At 60.6% G+C, this 15,519-nt stretch carries 15 protein-coding genes; 7 read left to right on the top strand and 8 right to left on the bottom strand.

From position 1 onward, the window contains the following. Positions 1–182: 182 nt before the first annotated feature. The 4 genes from rpoH to ftsY all read right to left on the bottom strand — a co-directional run bounded on the left by rpoH (position 183) and on the right by ftsY (position 4,237). Positions 183–1,037, bottom strand: a complete 855-nt coding sequence (gene rpoH / locus ACOZK9_RS20025; protein ID WP_058413665.1) for an RNA polymerase sigma factor RpoH — start codon at positions 1,035–1,037, stop codon at positions 183–185. Between the two features lie 139 nt (positions 1,038–1,176). Then, the gene (ftsX, locus tag ACOZK9_RS20020) at positions 1,177–2,199 is read right to left on the bottom strand and encodes a permease-like cell division protein FtsX (protein WP_058413666.1); all 1,023 of its coding nucleotides are present in this window, start codon (positions 2,197–2,199) and stop codon (positions 1,177–1,179) included. Beyond that, on the bottom strand, positions 2,196–2,867 hold the full coding sequence (gene ftsE / locus ACOZK9_RS20015; RefSeq protein WP_003213784.1) for a cell division ATP-binding protein FtsE: 672 nt from the start codon (positions 2,865–2,867) through the stop codon (positions 2,196–2,198). Before ftsE ends, ftsX begins: the two co-directional genes overlap by 4 nt. Continuing rightward, a complete protein-coding gene (ftsY, locus tag ACOZK9_RS20010) occupies positions 2,864–4,237 on the bottom strand; it encodes a signal recognition particle-docking protein FtsY (protein WP_421556403.1) in 1,374 nt (457 codons plus the stop codon). The genes ftsE and ftsY overlap by 4 nt, the downstream gene beginning before the upstream one ends. A gap of 388 nt (positions 4,238–4,625) precedes the next feature. On the opposite strand from ftsY, the gene ACOZK9_RS20005 reads away from it, so the two are divergent. The 4 genes from ACOZK9_RS20005 to ACOZK9_RS19990 all read left to right on the top strand — a co-directional run bounded on the left by ACOZK9_RS20005 (position 4,626) and on the right by ACOZK9_RS19990 (position 9,162). Then, the gene (locus ACOZK9_RS20005; RefSeq protein WP_122251166.1) at positions 4,626–5,981 is read left to right on the top strand and encodes a M16 family metallopeptidase; all 1,356 of its coding nucleotides are present in this window, start codon (positions 4,626–4,628) and stop codon (positions 5,979–5,981) included. After that, positions 5,974–7,464: a M16 family metallopeptidase gene (locus ACOZK9_RS20000; protein WP_421556402.1), complete on the top strand. Its 1,491-nt coding sequence runs from the start codon at positions 5,974–5,976 to the stop codon at positions 7,462–7,464. Before ACOZK9_RS20005 ends, ACOZK9_RS20000 begins: the two co-directional genes overlap by 8 nt. Next, positions 7,464–8,081 (top strand): 16S rRNA (guanine(966)-N(2))-methyltransferase RsmD, encoded by a 618-nt coding sequence (gene rsmD, locus ACOZK9_RS19995; protein ID WP_058413670.1) that lies wholly within the window; start codon positions 7,464–7,466, stop codon positions 8,079–8,081. The genes ACOZK9_RS20000 and rsmD overlap by 1 nt, the downstream gene beginning before the upstream one ends. A 73-nt stretch (positions 8,082–8,154) precedes the next feature. Continuing rightward, positions 8,155–9,162 (top strand): hydrolase, encoded by a 1,008-nt coding sequence (locus tag ACOZK9_RS19990; protein ID WP_421556401.1) that lies wholly within the window; start codon positions 8,155–8,157, stop codon positions 9,160–9,162. A gap of 21 nt (positions 9,163–9,183) precedes the next feature. On the opposite strand, the gene ACOZK9_RS19985 is transcribed toward ACOZK9_RS19990, so the two are convergent. Together ACOZK9_RS19985 and ACOZK9_RS19980 are read right to left on the bottom strand one after the other, a co-directional pair. Then, positions 9,184–10,038 (bottom strand): sulfurtransferase, encoded by an 855-nt coding sequence (locus ACOZK9_RS19985; RefSeq protein WP_421556400.1) that lies wholly within the window; start codon positions 10,036–10,038, stop codon positions 9,184–9,186. 33 nt (positions 10,039–10,071) lie between these two features. Continuing rightward, positions 10,072–10,743, bottom strand: a complete 672-nt coding sequence (locus tag ACOZK9_RS19980) for a TetR/AcrR family transcriptional regulator (RefSeq protein ID WP_058413673.1) — start codon at positions 10,741–10,743, stop codon at positions 10,072–10,074. A 145-nt stretch (positions 10,744–10,888) separates the two neighbouring features. Here ACOZK9_RS19980 and ACOZK9_RS19975 point away from each other — a divergent pair, with 145 nt between their 5' ends. The 3 genes from ACOZK9_RS19975 to ACOZK9_RS19965 all read left to right on the top strand — a co-directional run bounded on the left by ACOZK9_RS19975 (position 10,889) and on the right by ACOZK9_RS19965 (position 13,418). After that, on the top strand, positions 10,889–12,316 hold the full coding sequence (locus ACOZK9_RS19975) for a coniferyl aldehyde dehydrogenase (protein ID WP_122251169.1): 1,428 nt from the start codon (positions 10,889–10,891) through the stop codon (positions 12,314–12,316). Positions 12,317–12,513: 197 nt separating this feature from the next. Further along, a complete protein-coding gene (gene coaD / locus ACOZK9_RS19970; RefSeq protein WP_048722617.1) occupies positions 12,514–12,993 on the top strand; it encodes a pantetheine-phosphate adenylyltransferase in 480 nt (159 codons plus the stop codon). 173 nt (positions 12,994–13,166) lie between these two features. Then, the gene (locus ACOZK9_RS19965; protein WP_008364838.1) at positions 13,167–13,418 is read left to right on the top strand and encodes a YfhL family 4Fe-4S dicluster ferredoxin; all 252 of its coding nucleotides are present in this window, start codon (positions 13,167–13,169) and stop codon (positions 13,416–13,418) included. Between the two features lie 111 nt (positions 13,419–13,529). Here ACOZK9_RS19965 and mutM read toward each other — a convergent pair whose 3' ends face one another. Beyond that, complete coding sequence (mutM, locus tag ACOZK9_RS19960) at positions 13,530–14,342, bottom strand: bifunctional DNA-formamidopyrimidine glycosylase/DNA-(apurinic or apyrimidinic site) lyase (protein ID WP_058413675.1); 813 nt, start codon at positions 14,340–14,342, stop codon at positions 13,530–13,532. 22 nt (positions 14,343–14,364) lie between these two features. Continuing rightward, entirely contained in the window at positions 14,365–15,177 is an 813-nt protein-coding gene (locus tag ACOZK9_RS19955) for an HDOD domain-containing protein (RefSeq protein ID WP_172979455.1), read from the bottom strand. Between the last annotated feature and the right edge of the window lie 342 nt (positions 15,178–15,519).

Raw genomic sequence — 15,519 nt, 5'->3', positions numbered from 1 at the left:
CGGTGGTAGACATTGCGCCATCGCGAGCAAGCCCGCTCCCACAGTTGATCGCATTTTCAAGCGGCACAAAACAACTGTGGGAGGGGGCTTGCTCCCGATGGCGTTGTGTCAGTCGACCTGAAAATGACTGATGCACTGCTATCGGGAGCAAGCCCCCTCCCACATGTTGACCAAGCGGCTGGTTAAGCGGCGATCGACAATTTCAGCTTGTTCATTGCGCTTTTCTCAAGCTGACGAATCCGCTCGGCCGACACGTTGTACTTCTGCGCCAGGTCGTGCAGCGTGGCTTTTTCTTCCGCCAGCCAGCGCTGGTAGAGGATGTCGCGGCTGCGGTCGTCGAGCACTTCCAGCGCTTCGTGCAGGTTGTGGTTGGAGTTGTCGCTCCAGTCGGCGTCTTCCAGTTGACGCGCCGGGTCGTACCGGTGGTCTTCCAGGTAGTTGGCCGGCGATTGGAAAGCGCTGTCGTCGTCCGCTTCAGCGGCCGGGTCGAAGGCCATGTCGTGGCCGGTCAGGCGGCTTTCCATCTCGCGCACTTCACGCGGTTCCACACCGAGGCTTTCAGCCACGCGATGCACTTCTTCGTTGTTCAGCCACGCCAGGCGTTTCTTCTGGCTGCGCAGGTTGAAGAACAGCTTGCGCTGGGCCTTGGTGGTCGCGACTTTCACGATGCGCCAGTTGCGCAGGATGAACTCGTGAATTTCCGCCTTGATCCAGTGCACGGCAAACGACACCAGGCGCACGCCCATTTCCGGGTTGAAGCGCTTTACAGCCTTCATCAGGCCAACGTTACCTTCCTGGATCAGGTCAGCCTGAGCCAAGCCGTAGCCGCTATAGCTACGGGCGATATGTACGACAAAACGCAGGTGGGCGAGCACCATCTGCCGAGCCGCCCCCAAATCCTGCTCATAATAGAGACTCTCGGCCAGTTCTCGCTCCTGCTCGGGCGTCAGCAATGGAATGCTGTTGACCGTATGCACATAAGCCTCCAGGTTCGCACCCGGGACCAACGCGTAAACAGGTTGCATAGAAGTGGTCATACGAAAAAACCTCCGACTCACATAACTCGTGCAGTTCAGCACTGCGAAAATTGACCGGGAACCGTAGGACAAGTTCCCTAAACCACTGATACGGTCAATACAAACGAAACCACATTAATCTGACGTTAACGCTTTCAAACTACTTCGGTGCCAGCTCACGTAAATGCCGTGCCACCGCAATCCAGGCACCGATATACCCCAACAATACCGCGCCAAGCAAGAGGCTCAATCCATCGGCGACCGGTACCCCGGCCAGGGCAAAATCACTGCCATACAAGCCGGCAAGCCCGACGACCGCGTCGTTCAGCCAGTCCAGGCCGAACGCAAGCACGCCCCAGGACAAAATCCCGGCACCGAAGCCATAAAGCGCGCCCATGTACAGAAAAGGCCGACGCACATAGCTGTCCGTGCCGCCGACCAGTTTAATCACTTCTATCTCGGTGCGACGGTTTTCAATATGAAGACGAATGGTATTGCCTATCACCAAAAGTAATGCAGACACCAACAACACCGTCAGGCCGAACACAAAGCGGTCACCCAGCTTGAGAATCGCGGCCAGGCGCTCTACCCAGACTAGATCAAGTTGCGCCTGTTGCACCTTGGGCATGTCTGCAAGCTTTTGTCGCAGGGCTTCAAGGGCAGGTTTGTCGACTTCATTCGGCGTCACCAGCACCACGCCCGGCAGCGGGTTCTGCGGCAGCTCTTTAAGCGCCTCGCCCAAACCGGATTGTTGCTGGAACTCCTCAAGCGCCTGGTCTCGGCTGATGTACTCGGCCTCCGCTACGCCCGGCAGGTTCTTGATGTCATCGCGCAAGCTCTCGCCATCTTTGGCGCTGGCGTCGATGTTCAAATACAGCGAAATCTGCGCCGCGCGCTGCCAGGAACCGCCCAGGCGTTCGACATTATTAAGCAGCAGCGACAAGCCCATCGGCAGGCTCAAGGCCACGGCCATCACCAGGCAGGTGAAAAAGCTGCCGACCGGCTGCTTGCCGAGGCGGCGCAGGCTGTCGAGCAAGCTGGCGCGATGGCTTTCGATCCAGGCGCGCAGCAGCGTGCTGAAATCCGGGCCGTCGTCGTCGTCGCGTTTTTTCTTGCGTGGTTGCGGGTCGGCCGGTTTCGGCGCCACGCGCTCCGACACTTTAGGGCTGCGAGTGGCACTCATACGCCAGCCTCCCCGTCGCCGATCAGGCGGCCGCGTTGCAGGGTCAGCATGCGGTGGCGCATGCGCGCGATCAGTGCCAGGTCGTGGCTGGCGATCAATACGCTGGTGCCCAGGCGGTTGATGTCTTCGAACACACCCATGATTTCTGCCGCCAAGCGCGGGTCGAGGTTGCCGGTGGGTTCGTCGGCCAGCAGCAACGCCGGGCGATGGACGATGGCGCGGGCAATACCGACGCGCTGTTGTTGGCCGGTGGACAAATCGCCAGGGTACAGATCGGTTTTGTCCGACAGCGCCACGCGCTCCAGAGCCGAATCCACACGCTTGACGATTTCGGCCTTGGACAGCCCAAGAATCTGCAGCGGCAAGGCAATGTTATTGAACACCGTGCGATCGAACAGCAACTGGTGGTTCTGGAACACCACGCCGATCTGGCGGCGCAGAAACGGAATCTGCGCATTGCTGATGGTGGCCAGGTCCTGGCCTGCCAGCAGTAACTTGCCGGTGGTCGGGCGCTCCATGGCCAGCAGCAAGCGCAGCAAGGTACTTTTGCCCGCGCCCGAGTGGCCGGTCACGAACAGGAATTCGCCGCGACGCACGCGAAAGCTCAGCTCATGCAAGCCCACATGCCCGTTGGCGTAGCGTTTACCGACCTGTTCGAATCGAATCATGAACGCTCCCGCTCGGCAAACAGTGCCTGTACAAAGGGTTCGGCTTCAAAGGTGCGCAGGTCGTCGATGCCTTCACCGACACCGATATAACGAATCGGCAACCCGAACTGTTTAGCCAGCGCAAAGATCACGCCGCCTTTGGCCGTGCCGTCGAGCTTAGTCAACGCCAGGCCGGTGAGTTGCACCGTCTGGTTGAATTGCTTGGCCTGGCTGATGGCGTTCTGGCCCGTACCGGCGTCGAGCACCAGCAATACTTCGTGCGGCGCGTCTGCGTCGAGCTTGCCGATCACGCGGCGAACTTTCTTCAGCTCTTCCATCAAGTTGTCTTTGGTGTGCAGGCGGCCAGCGGTGTCGGCGATCAACACGTCGATGTTGCGCGCCTTGGCGGCTTGCACAGCATCAAAGATCACCGACGCAGAGTCGGCGCCGGTGTGCTGGGCGATGACCGGAATATTGTTGCGCTCGCCCCACACTTGCAACTGCTCCACGGCAGCGGCGCGGAAGGTGTCACCGGCGGCGAGCATGACTTTCTTGCCCTCCAACTGCAGCTTTTTAGCCAGCTTGCCGATGGTGGTAGTTTTGCCGGCGCCGTTGACGCCGACCACCAGAATCACGAACGGTTTGTTCGGGGTGATCACCAGCGGCGCTTCTACGGGCTTGAGCATCGCCGCGAGTTCAGCTTGCAGCGATTTGTAGAGCGCGTCGGCGTCGGTCAACTGCTTGCGCGCGACCTTCTGCGTCAGGCTCTGGATGATCACCGCAGTGGCTTCGACGCCCACGTCAGCGGTCAACAGGCGGGTTTCGATGTCTTCCAGCAACTCGTCATCAATAACCTTCTTGCCGAGAAACAGGCTGGCCATGCCTTCGCCGATGCTCGCGCTGGTCTTGCTCAGGCCTTGTTTGAGACGGCTGAAGAACCCGGTTTTGCTGGTTTCGACGGCAGCCACGACAGGCGCAGGCTCGACGACTACCGGCGCAGGCACTTCGACAGCTGGCAGTACGTCTGCCACAACGTGCTGCGGCTCAACCACGACCGGAATCGGCGGCGCAACGTGCTCAGCCTGCACATCTTCAACCAACGCTACGGGCTCTTCAGCCACCGGCAAGGTCGGCCATGGCGTGTGGTCGGGCGCAGGTTCAGGCGCGGCCTCAACCACCGGTTGCAACACCGGCTCGGCCATCGGCAACACCACGGGCTCCGGAATTTCGGCAACCGGCACGGCGTCTAGCAGCGGTTCAGGGATTGGCTCAGGTTGAACCTGCGGCTGTTCGACGACGGTTTCCTGCGGCTTCTTGCGCAGCCATCCGAACAGGCCTTTTTTCTCGCCAGCCGCAGCTGGGCTCTTCTTGTCGTCGTTGGAACCAAACATGGAGGACGGCTATCTCAAAGTGGCGATGCGCCAGGGCGCCTCGGTAAATAAATTCGATGCAGAACAGACTGTTTTAACGCTCGCTTGTTCATGCGCAACATTTTGTAAGGCGTAAATAAAGGCCTTAACGAATCGTTTCAATATAGGACTGAAGCGATAAAATCGTCGAAAAGTGGCGGATCGTCGGGAAAACCCGGCGCCAACTGCCACATTCCTACGACTGAACCTTGGACAAGATGACTGCCACAGTGGCCGTGTCCAAATCGGATCAGTATCCTAGGGCGTGTCATTCCTCATTACCAGTACTGGTAATGAGGAATGACACGCCCTAACCTCCTCGCCCGCCGACGCTAAGACCACGCGGGCAGCTCAACAGGTTTAAAAACGAATGAATGCTCTAGCCCGCCGCGCCGCAGGCCTGCTGCTCGGCACAGTTTGTCTGCCCCTTTCAGCTTTGGCTGCCGACCCACAACCCACGCATGAATTCACTCTGGATAACGGCCTCAAGGTGGTCGTGCGCGAAGACCATCGCGCGCCGGTGGTGGTTTCCCAGGTGTGGTACAAGGTCGGTTCGAGCTACGAAACCCCTGGCCAGACCGGTTTGTCCCACGCGCTGGAACACATGATGTTCAAGGGCAGCGCAAAAATCGGCCCCGGTGAAGCCTCGCTGATCCTGCGCGATTTGGGCGCCGAAGAAAATGCGTTCACCAGTGACGACTACACCGCCTACTACCAAGTGCTGGCCCGTGATCGCCTGGGCGTCGCCTTCGAACTGGAAGCCGACCGCATGGCCAGCCTGCGCCTGCCGGCCGACGAGTTCAGCCGCGAGATCGAGGTGATCAAGGAAGAGCGCCGCCTGCGCACCGACGACAACCCGATGTCCAAGGCTTTTGAGCGTTTCAAGGCCATGGCGTATCCGGCCAGCGGCTACCACACGCCGACCATCGGCTGGATGGCTGACCTTGAACGCATGAAGGTTGAAGAGCTGCGCCACTGGTATCAATCCTGGTATGTACCGAACAACGCCACGCTGGTGGTGGTCGGCGACGTCACCCCGGACGAGGTGAAGAACCTGGCCCAGCGCTACTTCGGCCCAATCCCCAAGCGTGATGTGCCGCCGGCCAAGATCCCGCTGGAACTGGCCGAGCCCGGTGAGCGCTTGCTGACGATGCATGTTCAGACGCAACTGCCCAGCGTGATTCTTGGTTTCAACGTGCCGGGCCTGGCCACCGCCGAAGACAAACGTTCGGTGCAAGCGCTGCGACTGATTTCGGCCCTGCTGGATGGCGGCTACAGCGCGCGTATTTCCGAGCAACTGGAACGCGGTGAAGAGCTGGTTTCCGCTGCTTCCACCAACTATGACGCGTACACCCGTGGCGACAGCTTGTTCAGCCTTTCGGCCACACCGAACCAGCAAAAGAAAAAGACCATTGCGCAAGCCGAAGCGGGCCTGTGGCGCCTGCTGGATGAGTTGAAAGCCAAGCCGCCGACCGCCGCAGAACTTGAGCGTATCCGCGCCCAAGTGATTGCCGGCGTGGTCTATCAGCGTGACTCCATCACCAGCCAGGCCACGGCCATTGGCTCGCTGGAAACCGTCGGCCTGTCCTGGAAGCTGATGGACACTGAACTGGCCGACCTGCAAAGCGTGACCCCGGAAGACATCCAGAAGGCTGCGCGCACCTATTTCACCCGCGAACGTTTGAGCGTCGCCCATGTTTTGCCTGAGGAGACCGCTCATGAGTGATCGCAAAAGCAGCCGCCTGATTTTCCCCGGCCTGGTGATCGTCACCCTGATCGCCGCCAGCGCCGTGTACTTCCTGCGCCCAAGCGAGTCCGTCGCCAGCCAGGCGCTGGACAAGGCTCAATCGACGAACACACTGCAATCGCTGGCGGAGCTGGACGGCAAGGCGCCGACCAACCGCAAGCTCGACGTACAAACCTGGACCACCGCCGAGGGCGCCAAGGTGCTGTTCGTCGAAACCCATGAATTGCCGATGTTCGACCTGCGCATTCTGTTCGCCGCGGGCAGCAGCCAGGACGGCAATACGCCCGGCGTGGCGCTGCTGACTAACGCCATGCTCAACGAAGGCGTGCCGGGCAAAGATGTCAGCCAGATCGCCAGCGGGTTTGAAGGCCTGGGCGCTGATTTTGGCAATGGCGCTTTCCGCGACATGGCACTGGTGTCGCTGCGCAGCCTGAGCGACAGCGATAAACGCGACGCGGCCCTGGCGCTGTTTGACGAGGTGATCGGCAAGCCGACCTTCCCGGCCGACTCACTGGCGCGCATCAAGAACCAGATTCTTGCGGGTTTTGAATACCAGAAGCAGAACCCGGCCAAGCTGGCCAGCCTTGAACTGTTCAAGCGCCTGTACGGTGACCACCCTTACGCGCACCCGAGTGAAGGCACGCCCGAGAGCGTTCCGGCGATTACCCTGGCGCAGTTGCAGGCGTTCCACGCCAAGGCTTACGCCGCGGGTAATGCGGTGATTGCCGTGGTAGGCGACCTGACCCGCGCCGAGGCTGAGGCGATGACGGCCAAGGTGTCGGCGTCGCTGCCCAAAGGCCCGGCCATGGCGAAGATCGCCCAGCCGACCGAGCCGAAAGCCGGCCTGAGCCATATCGAGTTCCCATCCAAGCAAACGCACCTGCTGTTCGCCCAATTGGGCATCGACCGCGCCGACCCGGACTACGCGGCGTTGTCGCTGGGCAACCAGATACTCGGCGGCGGTGGTTTCGGCACCCGCTTGATGAGCGAAGTGCGCGAGAAACGCGGCCTGACCTACGGCGTCTACTCCGGCTTCTCGCCGATGCAAGTGCGTGGCCCGTTCATGATCAACCTGCAAACCCGCGCCGAAATGAGCGGCGGCACCCTGCGCCTGGTCGAGGACGTGTTGGCCGACTACCTCAAGACCGGCCCGACGCAAAAAGAGCTGGATGACGCCAAGCGCGAGCTGGCCGGCAGCTTCCCGCTGTCGACCGCGAGCAACGCCGATATTGTCGGGCAGCTGGGCGCCATGGGTTTCTACAACCTGCCGCTGAGCTATCTGGAAGATTTCATGAAACAATCGCAAGCCCTGACCGTAGAGCAGGTCAAGGCTGCAATGAACAAACACTTGAGCGCCGACAAGATGGCCATCGTGACCGCCGGCCCGACGATTGCGCAAAAGCCACTACCGCCCCCCACTGATAAACCTGCCGAGCAGCCGCTCGGGGTTCCGGAGCATTAATGGCCAGTTCATCTCGCCCGAAAAAACCTGTCCACAACGTGCATAACGGTGTGGGCCAACTGCGCATCATTGGTGGCGAATGGGGCAGCCGCAAGCTGAGCTTCCCTGACGTCGTGGGCCTGCGCCCAACGCCGGACCGCGTGCGTGAAACCCTGTTCAACTGGCTCGCGCCGTACATCGGCGGGGCCAAGGTGCTGGACCCGTTCGCCGGCAGCGGCGCGCTGTTTCTGGAGGCGCTGTCCCGTGGCGCAGCCCAGGCCCAGGCGCTGGACGCGAGCAATGTGGCCGTTTCCAGCCTCAAGGAACACTTGGGCACCCTGCGCTGCACCACCGGCCAGGTGCAAACTGCCGACGCGTTGCGCTACCTGGAAACCCAGCCGGCCACCGCATACGACGTTGTGTTCCTCGACCCGCCGTTCAACCAGAACCTGTTGCCCACCGTGTGCGCATTGCTGGAAGAGCGTCAATGGCTGGCCGCGGATGCGTGGGTTTACACTGAAAGCGAAACTGCGCCGTCTACCCTCGGCCTGCCGGGGAGCTGGCGCCTGCACCGCGAGCAAAAATCCGGCCGGGTGTATTACGCGCTGTGGCACCGTTTTGTCGAAAGCGCTGCATAAGCGCTTTTGTGGCGAGCGGGCTTGCCACAACTAGCCCGATCACCACAGAGCGTTTGTTCGCAACGAGACATTCATGACCCCTTCCGTCGACCTGTTCAAACCCGCCTTCGGCCTCGGCAACCCTCACGCGCAAACGCTGTGGGGGCCGCTACTGCGCCCCACCACGCACATCGAGCGCCAGCGCGAGCGGCTGTGGCTGGACGACGGCGACTTTCTCGACCTTGACTGGCATGGCCCGCACGACGCGCAAGCGCCGTTGGTGCTGGTGCTGCATGGGCTGACCGGGTCGTCCAATTCGCCCTACGTGGCCGGCCTGCAAAAAGTTCTCGCCGCTCAAGGCTGGGCCAGCGCAGCGTTGAACTGGCGCGGCTGCTCCGGCGAGCCCAACCTGTTGGCACGCAGTTATCACTCGGGCGCCAGTGAAGACCTGGCAGCAGCGATTGCACACCTGCGTACCAAGCGGCCGTTGGCGCCGCTGTATGCCGTGGGTTATTCGCTGGGCGGTAATGTACTGCTCAAACACCTGGGCGAAACCGGCCTGGCCTGCGGACTGCAAGGTGCGGCAGCGGTGTCGGTGCCGTTTCGTCTGGATCAGTGTGCGGATCGCATTGGGCTGGGGTTTTCGCGGGTTTATCAAAAGCACTTTATGCGCGAGATGCTCGCGTATATCCGCGTTAAACAAAGGCGTTTTCTACAGGATGGCCGTGCTGACGGGCTGAAAACCCTGGAGTCACTCGGTTCGCTTGAAAAGATGCGCACGTTCTGGGATTTCGACGGGCGTGTGACCGCGCCGCTGCACGGCTTCCTCAGTGCCGAGGACTATTACCGCCACGCGTCGAGTCGGTATTACCTCGGTAAAATCCGCACACCGACGTTGATTATCCAGGCCGCCGATGACCCGTTCGTGTTCGCCCACAGCTTGCCCGAGGCCAGCGAACTGTCGGCGTGCACCGAGTTCGAGTTGCTGGCCAAAGGCGGGCATGTGGGGTTTGTCGATGGTTCGCTGAAACAGCCAGGTTACTACCTCGAACGACGCATACCTCAGTGGCTGCTGACACAACACCGTCGCCAGTCACCATAGAGCGTGGGAACGATCAGTAAATTAGTCGCCGGTAGCAATTGCCCGCGCCGGGTCGGTAATCCACTCGCTCCACGAGCCCGCATACAGTTTGCCCAACGGATAACCCGCCAGGCTCAGGGCGAACAGGTTATGGCAGGCCGTTACGCCCGAACCGCAATACGCCACCAGCGCATCCGGTGAACGGCCCTGCAACTGCGCAGCGAAGCGCTGCTTGAGCTGCTGCGCCGGAAGAAAACGGCCATCGCTGCTCAGGTTTTCATTGAAGGCTGCGCATTGCGCACCGGGAATGTGCCCGGCGATCGGGTCGATGGGCTCCACTTCGCCACGAAAACGCGGCTGGGCGCGCGCGTCAATCAACGTCATGCCGGGTTCGCCCAAGCGTTTTTGCAACTGCTCGGCGTCCAGCAGCAGGCGGTTGTCTGGCGTGCCCGCGAAAGTCCCCGGCTCAACCACCGGCGCGTCCAGGCTCAGCGGGTAACCGGCCGAGTGCCAGGCCTTCAGGCCACCGTCCAGCACAAACACGCCCTCGCGCTTGCCCAACCAGGCCAACAGCCACCAGGCACGGGCGGCAAAGGCGCCAGGGCCGTCGTCGTACAGCACAACGTCGGTGTCGGCGTTGACGCCCCAAGCCCGCAGTTGCTGAACCAGCGCGCCTGCCGGCGGCAGCGGGTGGCGACCTGTCACGCCTTTGGTGACCGGGCCACTGAGGTGGCGTTCCAGGTCGGCATATTGCGCGCCCTCAATATGCCCTTCGGCATAACTGCAACGCCCGTAGTCCGGGTCTTCCAGGGCAAAACGACAATCCAGAATCACCAGAGCGCCGCGCTGTTGGCGCTCGTTCAATTGCTGCGGGCTGATCAGTTGGGCAAGCGGCATGCGGCACTCCTGTGAACAGATTCGGGAAAGGTCCTACTTCACTTCTTCCAGTGCCTGGTTCAACGGCACGTAAAACTCTTTGAACAAGGCATCCACCGCCTCTTTCGCTTCGGGCGTGACGAACCCTGCCTCCAGCACCAGCACCTGATACACCCCGCGCTTGATCGCTTCGGCGCTCAAGTGGGCGGAATTTTCATTGGTGGTACACAAAAAACGCACCCACGAAGTGAGGATGATCCAGGCGTTCAGGGTCAGGGCTTCCGTTTGCACCGGGTCCATCGTGAGGATGCCGGCGTCGACAAACCCTTGGTAAATGGCGCCGCCCTGAATCAGGCAACGCTGGGAAAAGCGCCGGTAACTGGTGGCCAATTCCGGGTCGCTTTCCAGCAGGTGTTCGAGGTCGCGGTGCAGGAAACGGTAACGCCACATGCCGGCCAGCACCGCCTGCAGGTAGAACCGTTTGTCTTCGACGGTCACTGCGCGGCCTTGAGGCGGGCGCAGAAAGCTGTCCACCAAGGCTTCGTATTCGCGAAACAGCACGGCGATAATCGCCTGCTTATTCGGGAAGTGGTAGTACAGGTTGCCCGGCGAAATTTCCATGTGGGCAGCGATATGGTTGGTACTGATGCTGCGCTCACCTTGCTGGTTAAAAAGCTCCAGGCTGGTTTGCACAATGCGTTCGCTGGTCTTTACTCGGGGTGCCATAGGGATCAGCTTCTGTGCACGTGATGGAACATCTTACGGCCTATCCTTATCAGGATAAATCCGCATGTTGCTGCAACGGCATTTGACAATTTAGAGCAATAGCTCTAGAAACTCAGGCAGACCTATAACAAACGGGAACTGCGCCATGCCTGCCAACGTTGCCTACCTGCAAGATTCCCAAGCGCTGGCTCAACTCCAGCACCTGTTCGACGCCCAACGCCTCGCCTATGCGGCCAACCCGATGCCGCCAGCGGCGCAACGCCAGCAATGGCTCAAGGCACTGCGCGACCTGCTCAGCGACGAACGCCAAGCGTTGATCAATGCGATCAGCCAGGACTTCAGCCATCGCAGCGCAGACGAAACCCTGTTCGCCGAACTGATGCCGAGCCTGCACGGCATTCACTACGCCAGCAAACACCTCAAGGGCTGGATGAAGCCATCGCGGCGCGCCGTAGGCATTGCCTTTCAACCCGCATCGGCCAAAGTCATCTACCAGCCGTTGGGCGTGGTCGGGGTAATCGTGCCCTGGAACTACCCACTGTACTTGGCCATCGGCCCGTTGGTCGGCGCTTTGGCGGCAGGTAACCGGGTGATGCTCAAACTCAGTGAATCCACGCCCGCCACGGGTGAACTGCTCAAGGCGCTATTGGCCAAAGTCTTCCCTGAGGACCTGGTGTGCGTGGTGCTGGGCGAAGCCGATGTGGGCATGGCGTTTTCCAAACTGCGCTTCGATCACCTGCTATTTACCGGGGCCACCAGCATCGGCAAGCACGTGATGCGTGCGGCCGCCGAACACCTCACGCCGGTCACGCTGGAACTGGGCGGCAAGTCGCCAGCCATCGTCTCCGCCGATGTACCGCTCAAGGACGCTGCCGAGCGCATCGCCTTCGGCAAGACGCTTAACGCCGGGCAAACCTGCGTGGCGCCGGACTACGTGCTGGTGCCGGAAGACCGCGTGCAGGGTTTCGTCGAAGCCTACAGCAAGGCGGTTCGCGGGTTTTATCCGACCTTGGCTGATAACCCGGACTACACCGCCATCATTAACGAGCGGCAGTTGGCCCGGCTGAATGCCTACGTCAAGGACGCCACCGATAAAGGCGCCACGCTGATTGCGCTGTACGACCAGGGCCAGGCACGGCGCATGGCCCACAGCCTGTTGCTGAATGTCAGTGATGAGATGACGGTGATGCAGGACGAAATCTTCGGCCCCTTGCTGCCGATCGTGCCTTATCGCGGCATCGACCAGGCGTTTGCCTACATCAACCAGCGCCCTCGCCCACTGGCCCTGTATTACTTCGGCTACAACAAGCGCGAACAAAACCGCGTGCTCCACGAAACCCATTCCGGCGGCGTGTGCCTGAACGACACCCTGCTGCACGTGGCTCAAGACGACATACCGTTTGGCGGCATCGGCCCGTCAGGCATGGGCCACTACCACGGCCACGAAGGGTTCCTCACGTTCAGCAAGGCCAAAGGTGTGCTGGTGAAACAGCGCCTGAACGCGGCGAAGTTGATCTACCCGCCCTACGGCAAGTCGATCCAGGCGTTGATTCAGAAGCTGTTTATTCGCTGATGCCGCCAACGCCGGCCAGCAGAAATCCAAGCGTTATTAGCCCAAGCGACCCGCCCGACCTTTGAACACATGACTGCACGCGTAACGCTGGTCTGCAAAACACCGCAGAAAACCTCCATTGACCATAAGTCGACTTGGCCCACCGTTAATGCTGCGATACCATCCGGTTCCCCAACGGACTCCGCCAGGACGACGCGATGAACCGAGTGTTGTACCCAGGTACCTTCGACCCGATTACCAAAGGCCATGGCGATTTGGTCGAACGCGCCTCTCGCCTGTTCGACCATGTGATCATCGCGGTCGCTGCCAGCCCCAAGAAAAACCCGCTGTTTCCTCTGGAACAGCGCGTGGAGTTGGCGCGAGAGGTCACCAAACACCTGCCCAACGTGGAAGTGATGGGTTTTTCGACGCTGCTGGCGCACTTTGCCAAAGAGCAGAACGCCAACGTGTTCCTGCGCGGCCTGCGTGCGGTGTCGGACTTCGAATACGAATTTCAGCTGGCGAACATGAACCGCCAATTGGCGCCGGACGTGGAAAGTTTGTTCCTCACACCGTCGGAGCGTTATTCGTTTATTTCCTCGACGTTAGTCCGTGAAATCGCCGCTTTGGGCGGAGATATAACCAAGTTTGTGCACCCGGCTGTGGCGGATGCGCTGACGTTGCGTTTCAAGAAGTAGTTTCTGTGGTAGCAAGCGGGCCTCCTGTGGCGAGCCCGCCCGCCACAGGGCCCGCTCGCCACCAGATCTGACAGGCCACAGGTCAGACCCGCTCGCACTGCGGGCGCCAATGCGGCACAATTGCGCGCATTAGTTTTCAGATGCCTTGGCTGACAGCCCTGGCAGGAGTTTCCATGTCCTTGATCATCACCGACGATTGCATCAACTGCGACGTCTGCGAACCCGAGTGCCCGAACGCCGCGATTTCACAGGGCGAAGAGATCTACGTGATCGACCCCAACCTGTGCACTCAGTGTGTCGGCCACTACGACGAGCCTCAGTGCCAGCAAGTGTGCCCGGTGGATTGCATTCCGCTGGATGAGGCCCATCCGGAATCGGAAGAGCAGTTGATGGAGAAGTACCGCAAGATTACCGGTAAAGCCTGAGACTTTGTGACGCCCATTAGGGCCTCATCGCAGGCAAGCCAGCTCCCACATTTGGATGTGTGGATACAAGCTGGCTTGCCTGCGATGGCTATATCAGCCATCACACAACACTCAGCGCTGACACTTGGGGCAAAACACACTCGCCCGCTGCCCCAGCACCACATTGCGCAACTCGGCGCCGCAGACCTTGCACGCCTCGCCGCCACGGCCATAAACGAACAGCTCCTGCTGGAAATACCCCGGCTGCCCGTCACCCCCGATAAAGTCGCGCAACGTAGTGCCGCCGCGCTCGATGGCCGCTGCCAGGATGCGCTTGATCTCAATCGCCAGTTTCAAATAACGCGCGCGTGAAATACCGCCAGCCTCACGGCGTGGATCTATGCCCGCCGCGAACAGCGCTTCGGTCGCGTAGATATTGCCCACGCCCACCACCACCGCGTTGTCCATGATGAACGGCTTCACCGCCATCGAGCGCCCGCGCGAAAGCTTGAACAAACGCTCGCCATCAAACAGGTCGGTCAACGGCTCCGGCCCCAATCGAATCAACAACTCGTGGTTGTGCGGGTCCTGGCTCCAGAGCATCGCGCCGAAACGTCGCGGGTCGGTGTAGCGCAGGGCCAGGCCGGATTCGAGTTCAATATCCACATGCTCATGTTTGGCCGCCGGCATGCCGACTTCCACCAGACGCAGGTTGCCCGACATGCCCAAGTGGCTGATCAAGGTGCCCACTTCGGCATTGATCAACAAATACTTGGCCCGCCGCTCCACCAGTACGATGCGCTGCCCGGACAGCCGCACATCCAAATCTTCCGGGATCGGCCAGCGCAGGCGCCGTTCGCGCACTACCACGCGGCTGACGCGCTGGCCTTCCAGGTGCGGCGCAATCCCGCGCCGGGTGGTTTCAACTTCTGGTAACTCGGGCATGTGTACCTCGTGGAAAAAACGGTCAGTGCGCGCCCAGCTCGCGGATCGACAACTTCATGCTCTCGAAGTCGTAGTCCGACAGGCCCACGTAATCCAGCACCAGGTGGCCGATGGCATCCCACTCATGGTCCACCGCCTGGTTACCCAGCACGCGATGGGACGCGCAGATGTGTTCAGCCATTTTCAGGATCGCCAACAGGTTTTTCAGCTGAGGGTTGCGCGACGACTCATCGCTGAAAATCGCCAAGGCATTGTGGTGGTTGGCGATGGCGTCGGTTACATGCTCCGGCAGGCGCCAGGATTTGGCGGTGTAGTAGCCGACCACGGCGTGGTTGGTGTTGAACGTTTTGTTCTCGGTGTCGACCACGCGGCAGTCGGGGCCGGCATTCGCGTAGGCCTCTTCGAGTACGCCCATGTAACTGGGGAACCGCTTGAGCATCAACGGCACGCCACAATCGTGGAACAAGCCCAGTGCGTAGGCCTCGTCCACTGCTTGCGAACCGGTGCGCTTAGCCAGCGTCAGGCAGGTCATGGCCACATCCTGGGCGGTGTCCCAGAAACGGTTGAGGGCAACGATGGTGTCGTCGCTCATCTCGCCTTTGATCGACTGCGCGTTGATCAAGTTGATGATCGAACGGCTGCCCAGCAGGTTCACCGCGCGCTGGATCGAGGCGATCTTGTTGCTCAGCCCGTAATACGGCGAGTTGACCAGCTTCAACAACGCGCCGGACAGGCCAGGGTCCTGGGAGATCAACCGTGCGATCACATCCAGGTCCGGGTCGGGCATGTACTGCTCCATCTGCAAATCCACCATGATTTGCGGTTGAGGCGGCACGCTGATGCCTTGCAGGGCCTGCTGGATCTGTTCGGCGGAAAGCTCTTGGGACATAAATACACACTCTGGGCTAGGGGGCGATTCTAACCTCTATGGGAACCTGACCGACACCTCAAAAAGCCGAACTGAACCCCGATCAAATGTGGGAGCTGGCTTGCCTGCGATTGCATCACCGCCGTACGTCAGATACACCGCGCCGTCTGTATCGCAGGCAAGCCAGCTTGTATGGTTAGACTTGTAGGGGTGGTGGGACTAAAAGCCAGCATCTGACTCTAGCCAGTACAGACCGTGGGAGACTTCGCCCCACCCCTTCACCCAAAACGCCGATAAGGAATGCATCGG

The organism is Pseudomonas kitaguniensis (assembly GCF_049199985.1).
In the GTDB taxonomy this organism is placed as follows: Bacteria; Pseudomonadota; Gammaproteobacteria; order Pseudomonadales; family Pseudomonadaceae; genus Aquipseudomonas; species Aquipseudomonas kitaguniensis.
Note: the sequence above shows the minus strand (reverse complement) of the source record. Positions and strands in the feature narration are given on the sequence as shown.

Bases quoted from the DNA above. Each gene is read 5' to 3' on its own strand.
- ftsE (WP_003213784.1), bottom strand. From the start codon at position 2,867: ATGATTCGATTCGAACAGGTCGGTAAACGCTACGCCAACGGGCATGTG.
- coaD (WP_048722617.1), top strand. From the start codon at position 12,514: ATGAACCGAGTGTTGTACCCAGGTACCTTCGACCCGATTACCAAAGGC.
- ftsX (WP_058413666.1), bottom strand. From the start codon at position 2,199: ATGAGTGCCACTCGCAGCCCTAAAGTGTCGGAGCGCGTGGCGCCGAAA.
- ACOZK9_RS19985 (WP_421556400.1), bottom strand. From the start codon at position 10,038: ATGCCGCTTGCCCAACTGATCAGCCCGCAGCAATTGAACGAGCGCCAA.
- ACOZK9_RS19965 (WP_008364838.1), top strand. From the start codon at position 13,167: ATGTCCTTGATCATCACCGACGATTGCATCAACTGCGACGTCTGCGAA.
- ACOZK9_RS19990 (WP_421556401.1), top strand. From the start codon at position 8,155: ATGACCCCTTCCGTCGACCTGTTCAAACCCGCCTTCGGCCTCGGCAAC.
- mutM (WP_058413675.1), bottom strand. From the start codon at position 14,342: ATGCCCGAGTTACCAGAAGTTGAAACCACCCGGCGCGGGATTGCGCCG.
- ACOZK9_RS20000 (WP_421556402.1), top strand. From the start codon at position 5,974: ATGAGTGATCGCAAAAGCAGCCGCCTGATTTTCCCCGGCCTGGTGATC.
- rsmD (WP_058413670.1), top strand. From the start codon at position 7,464: ATGGCCAGTTCATCTCGCCCGAAAAAACCTGTCCACAACGTGCATAAC.
- rpoH (WP_058413665.1), bottom strand. From the start codon at position 1,037: ATGACCACTTCTATGCAACCTGTTTACGCGTTGGTCCCGGGTGCGAAC.
- ACOZK9_RS19980 (WP_058413673.1), bottom strand. From the start codon at position 10,743: ATGGCACCCCGAGTAAAGACCAGCGAACGCATTGTGCAAACCAGCCTG.
- ACOZK9_RS19975 (WP_122251169.1), top strand. From the start codon at position 10,889: ATGCCTGCCAACGTTGCCTACCTGCAAGATTCCCAAGCGCTGGCTCAA.
- ACOZK9_RS20005 (WP_122251166.1), top strand. From the start codon at position 4,626: ATGAATGCTCTAGCCCGCCGCGCCGCAGGCCTGCTGCTCGGCACAGTT.
- ftsY (WP_421556403.1), bottom strand. From the start codon at position 4,237: ATGTTTGGTTCCAACGACGACAAGAAGAGCCCAGCTGCGGCTGGCGAG.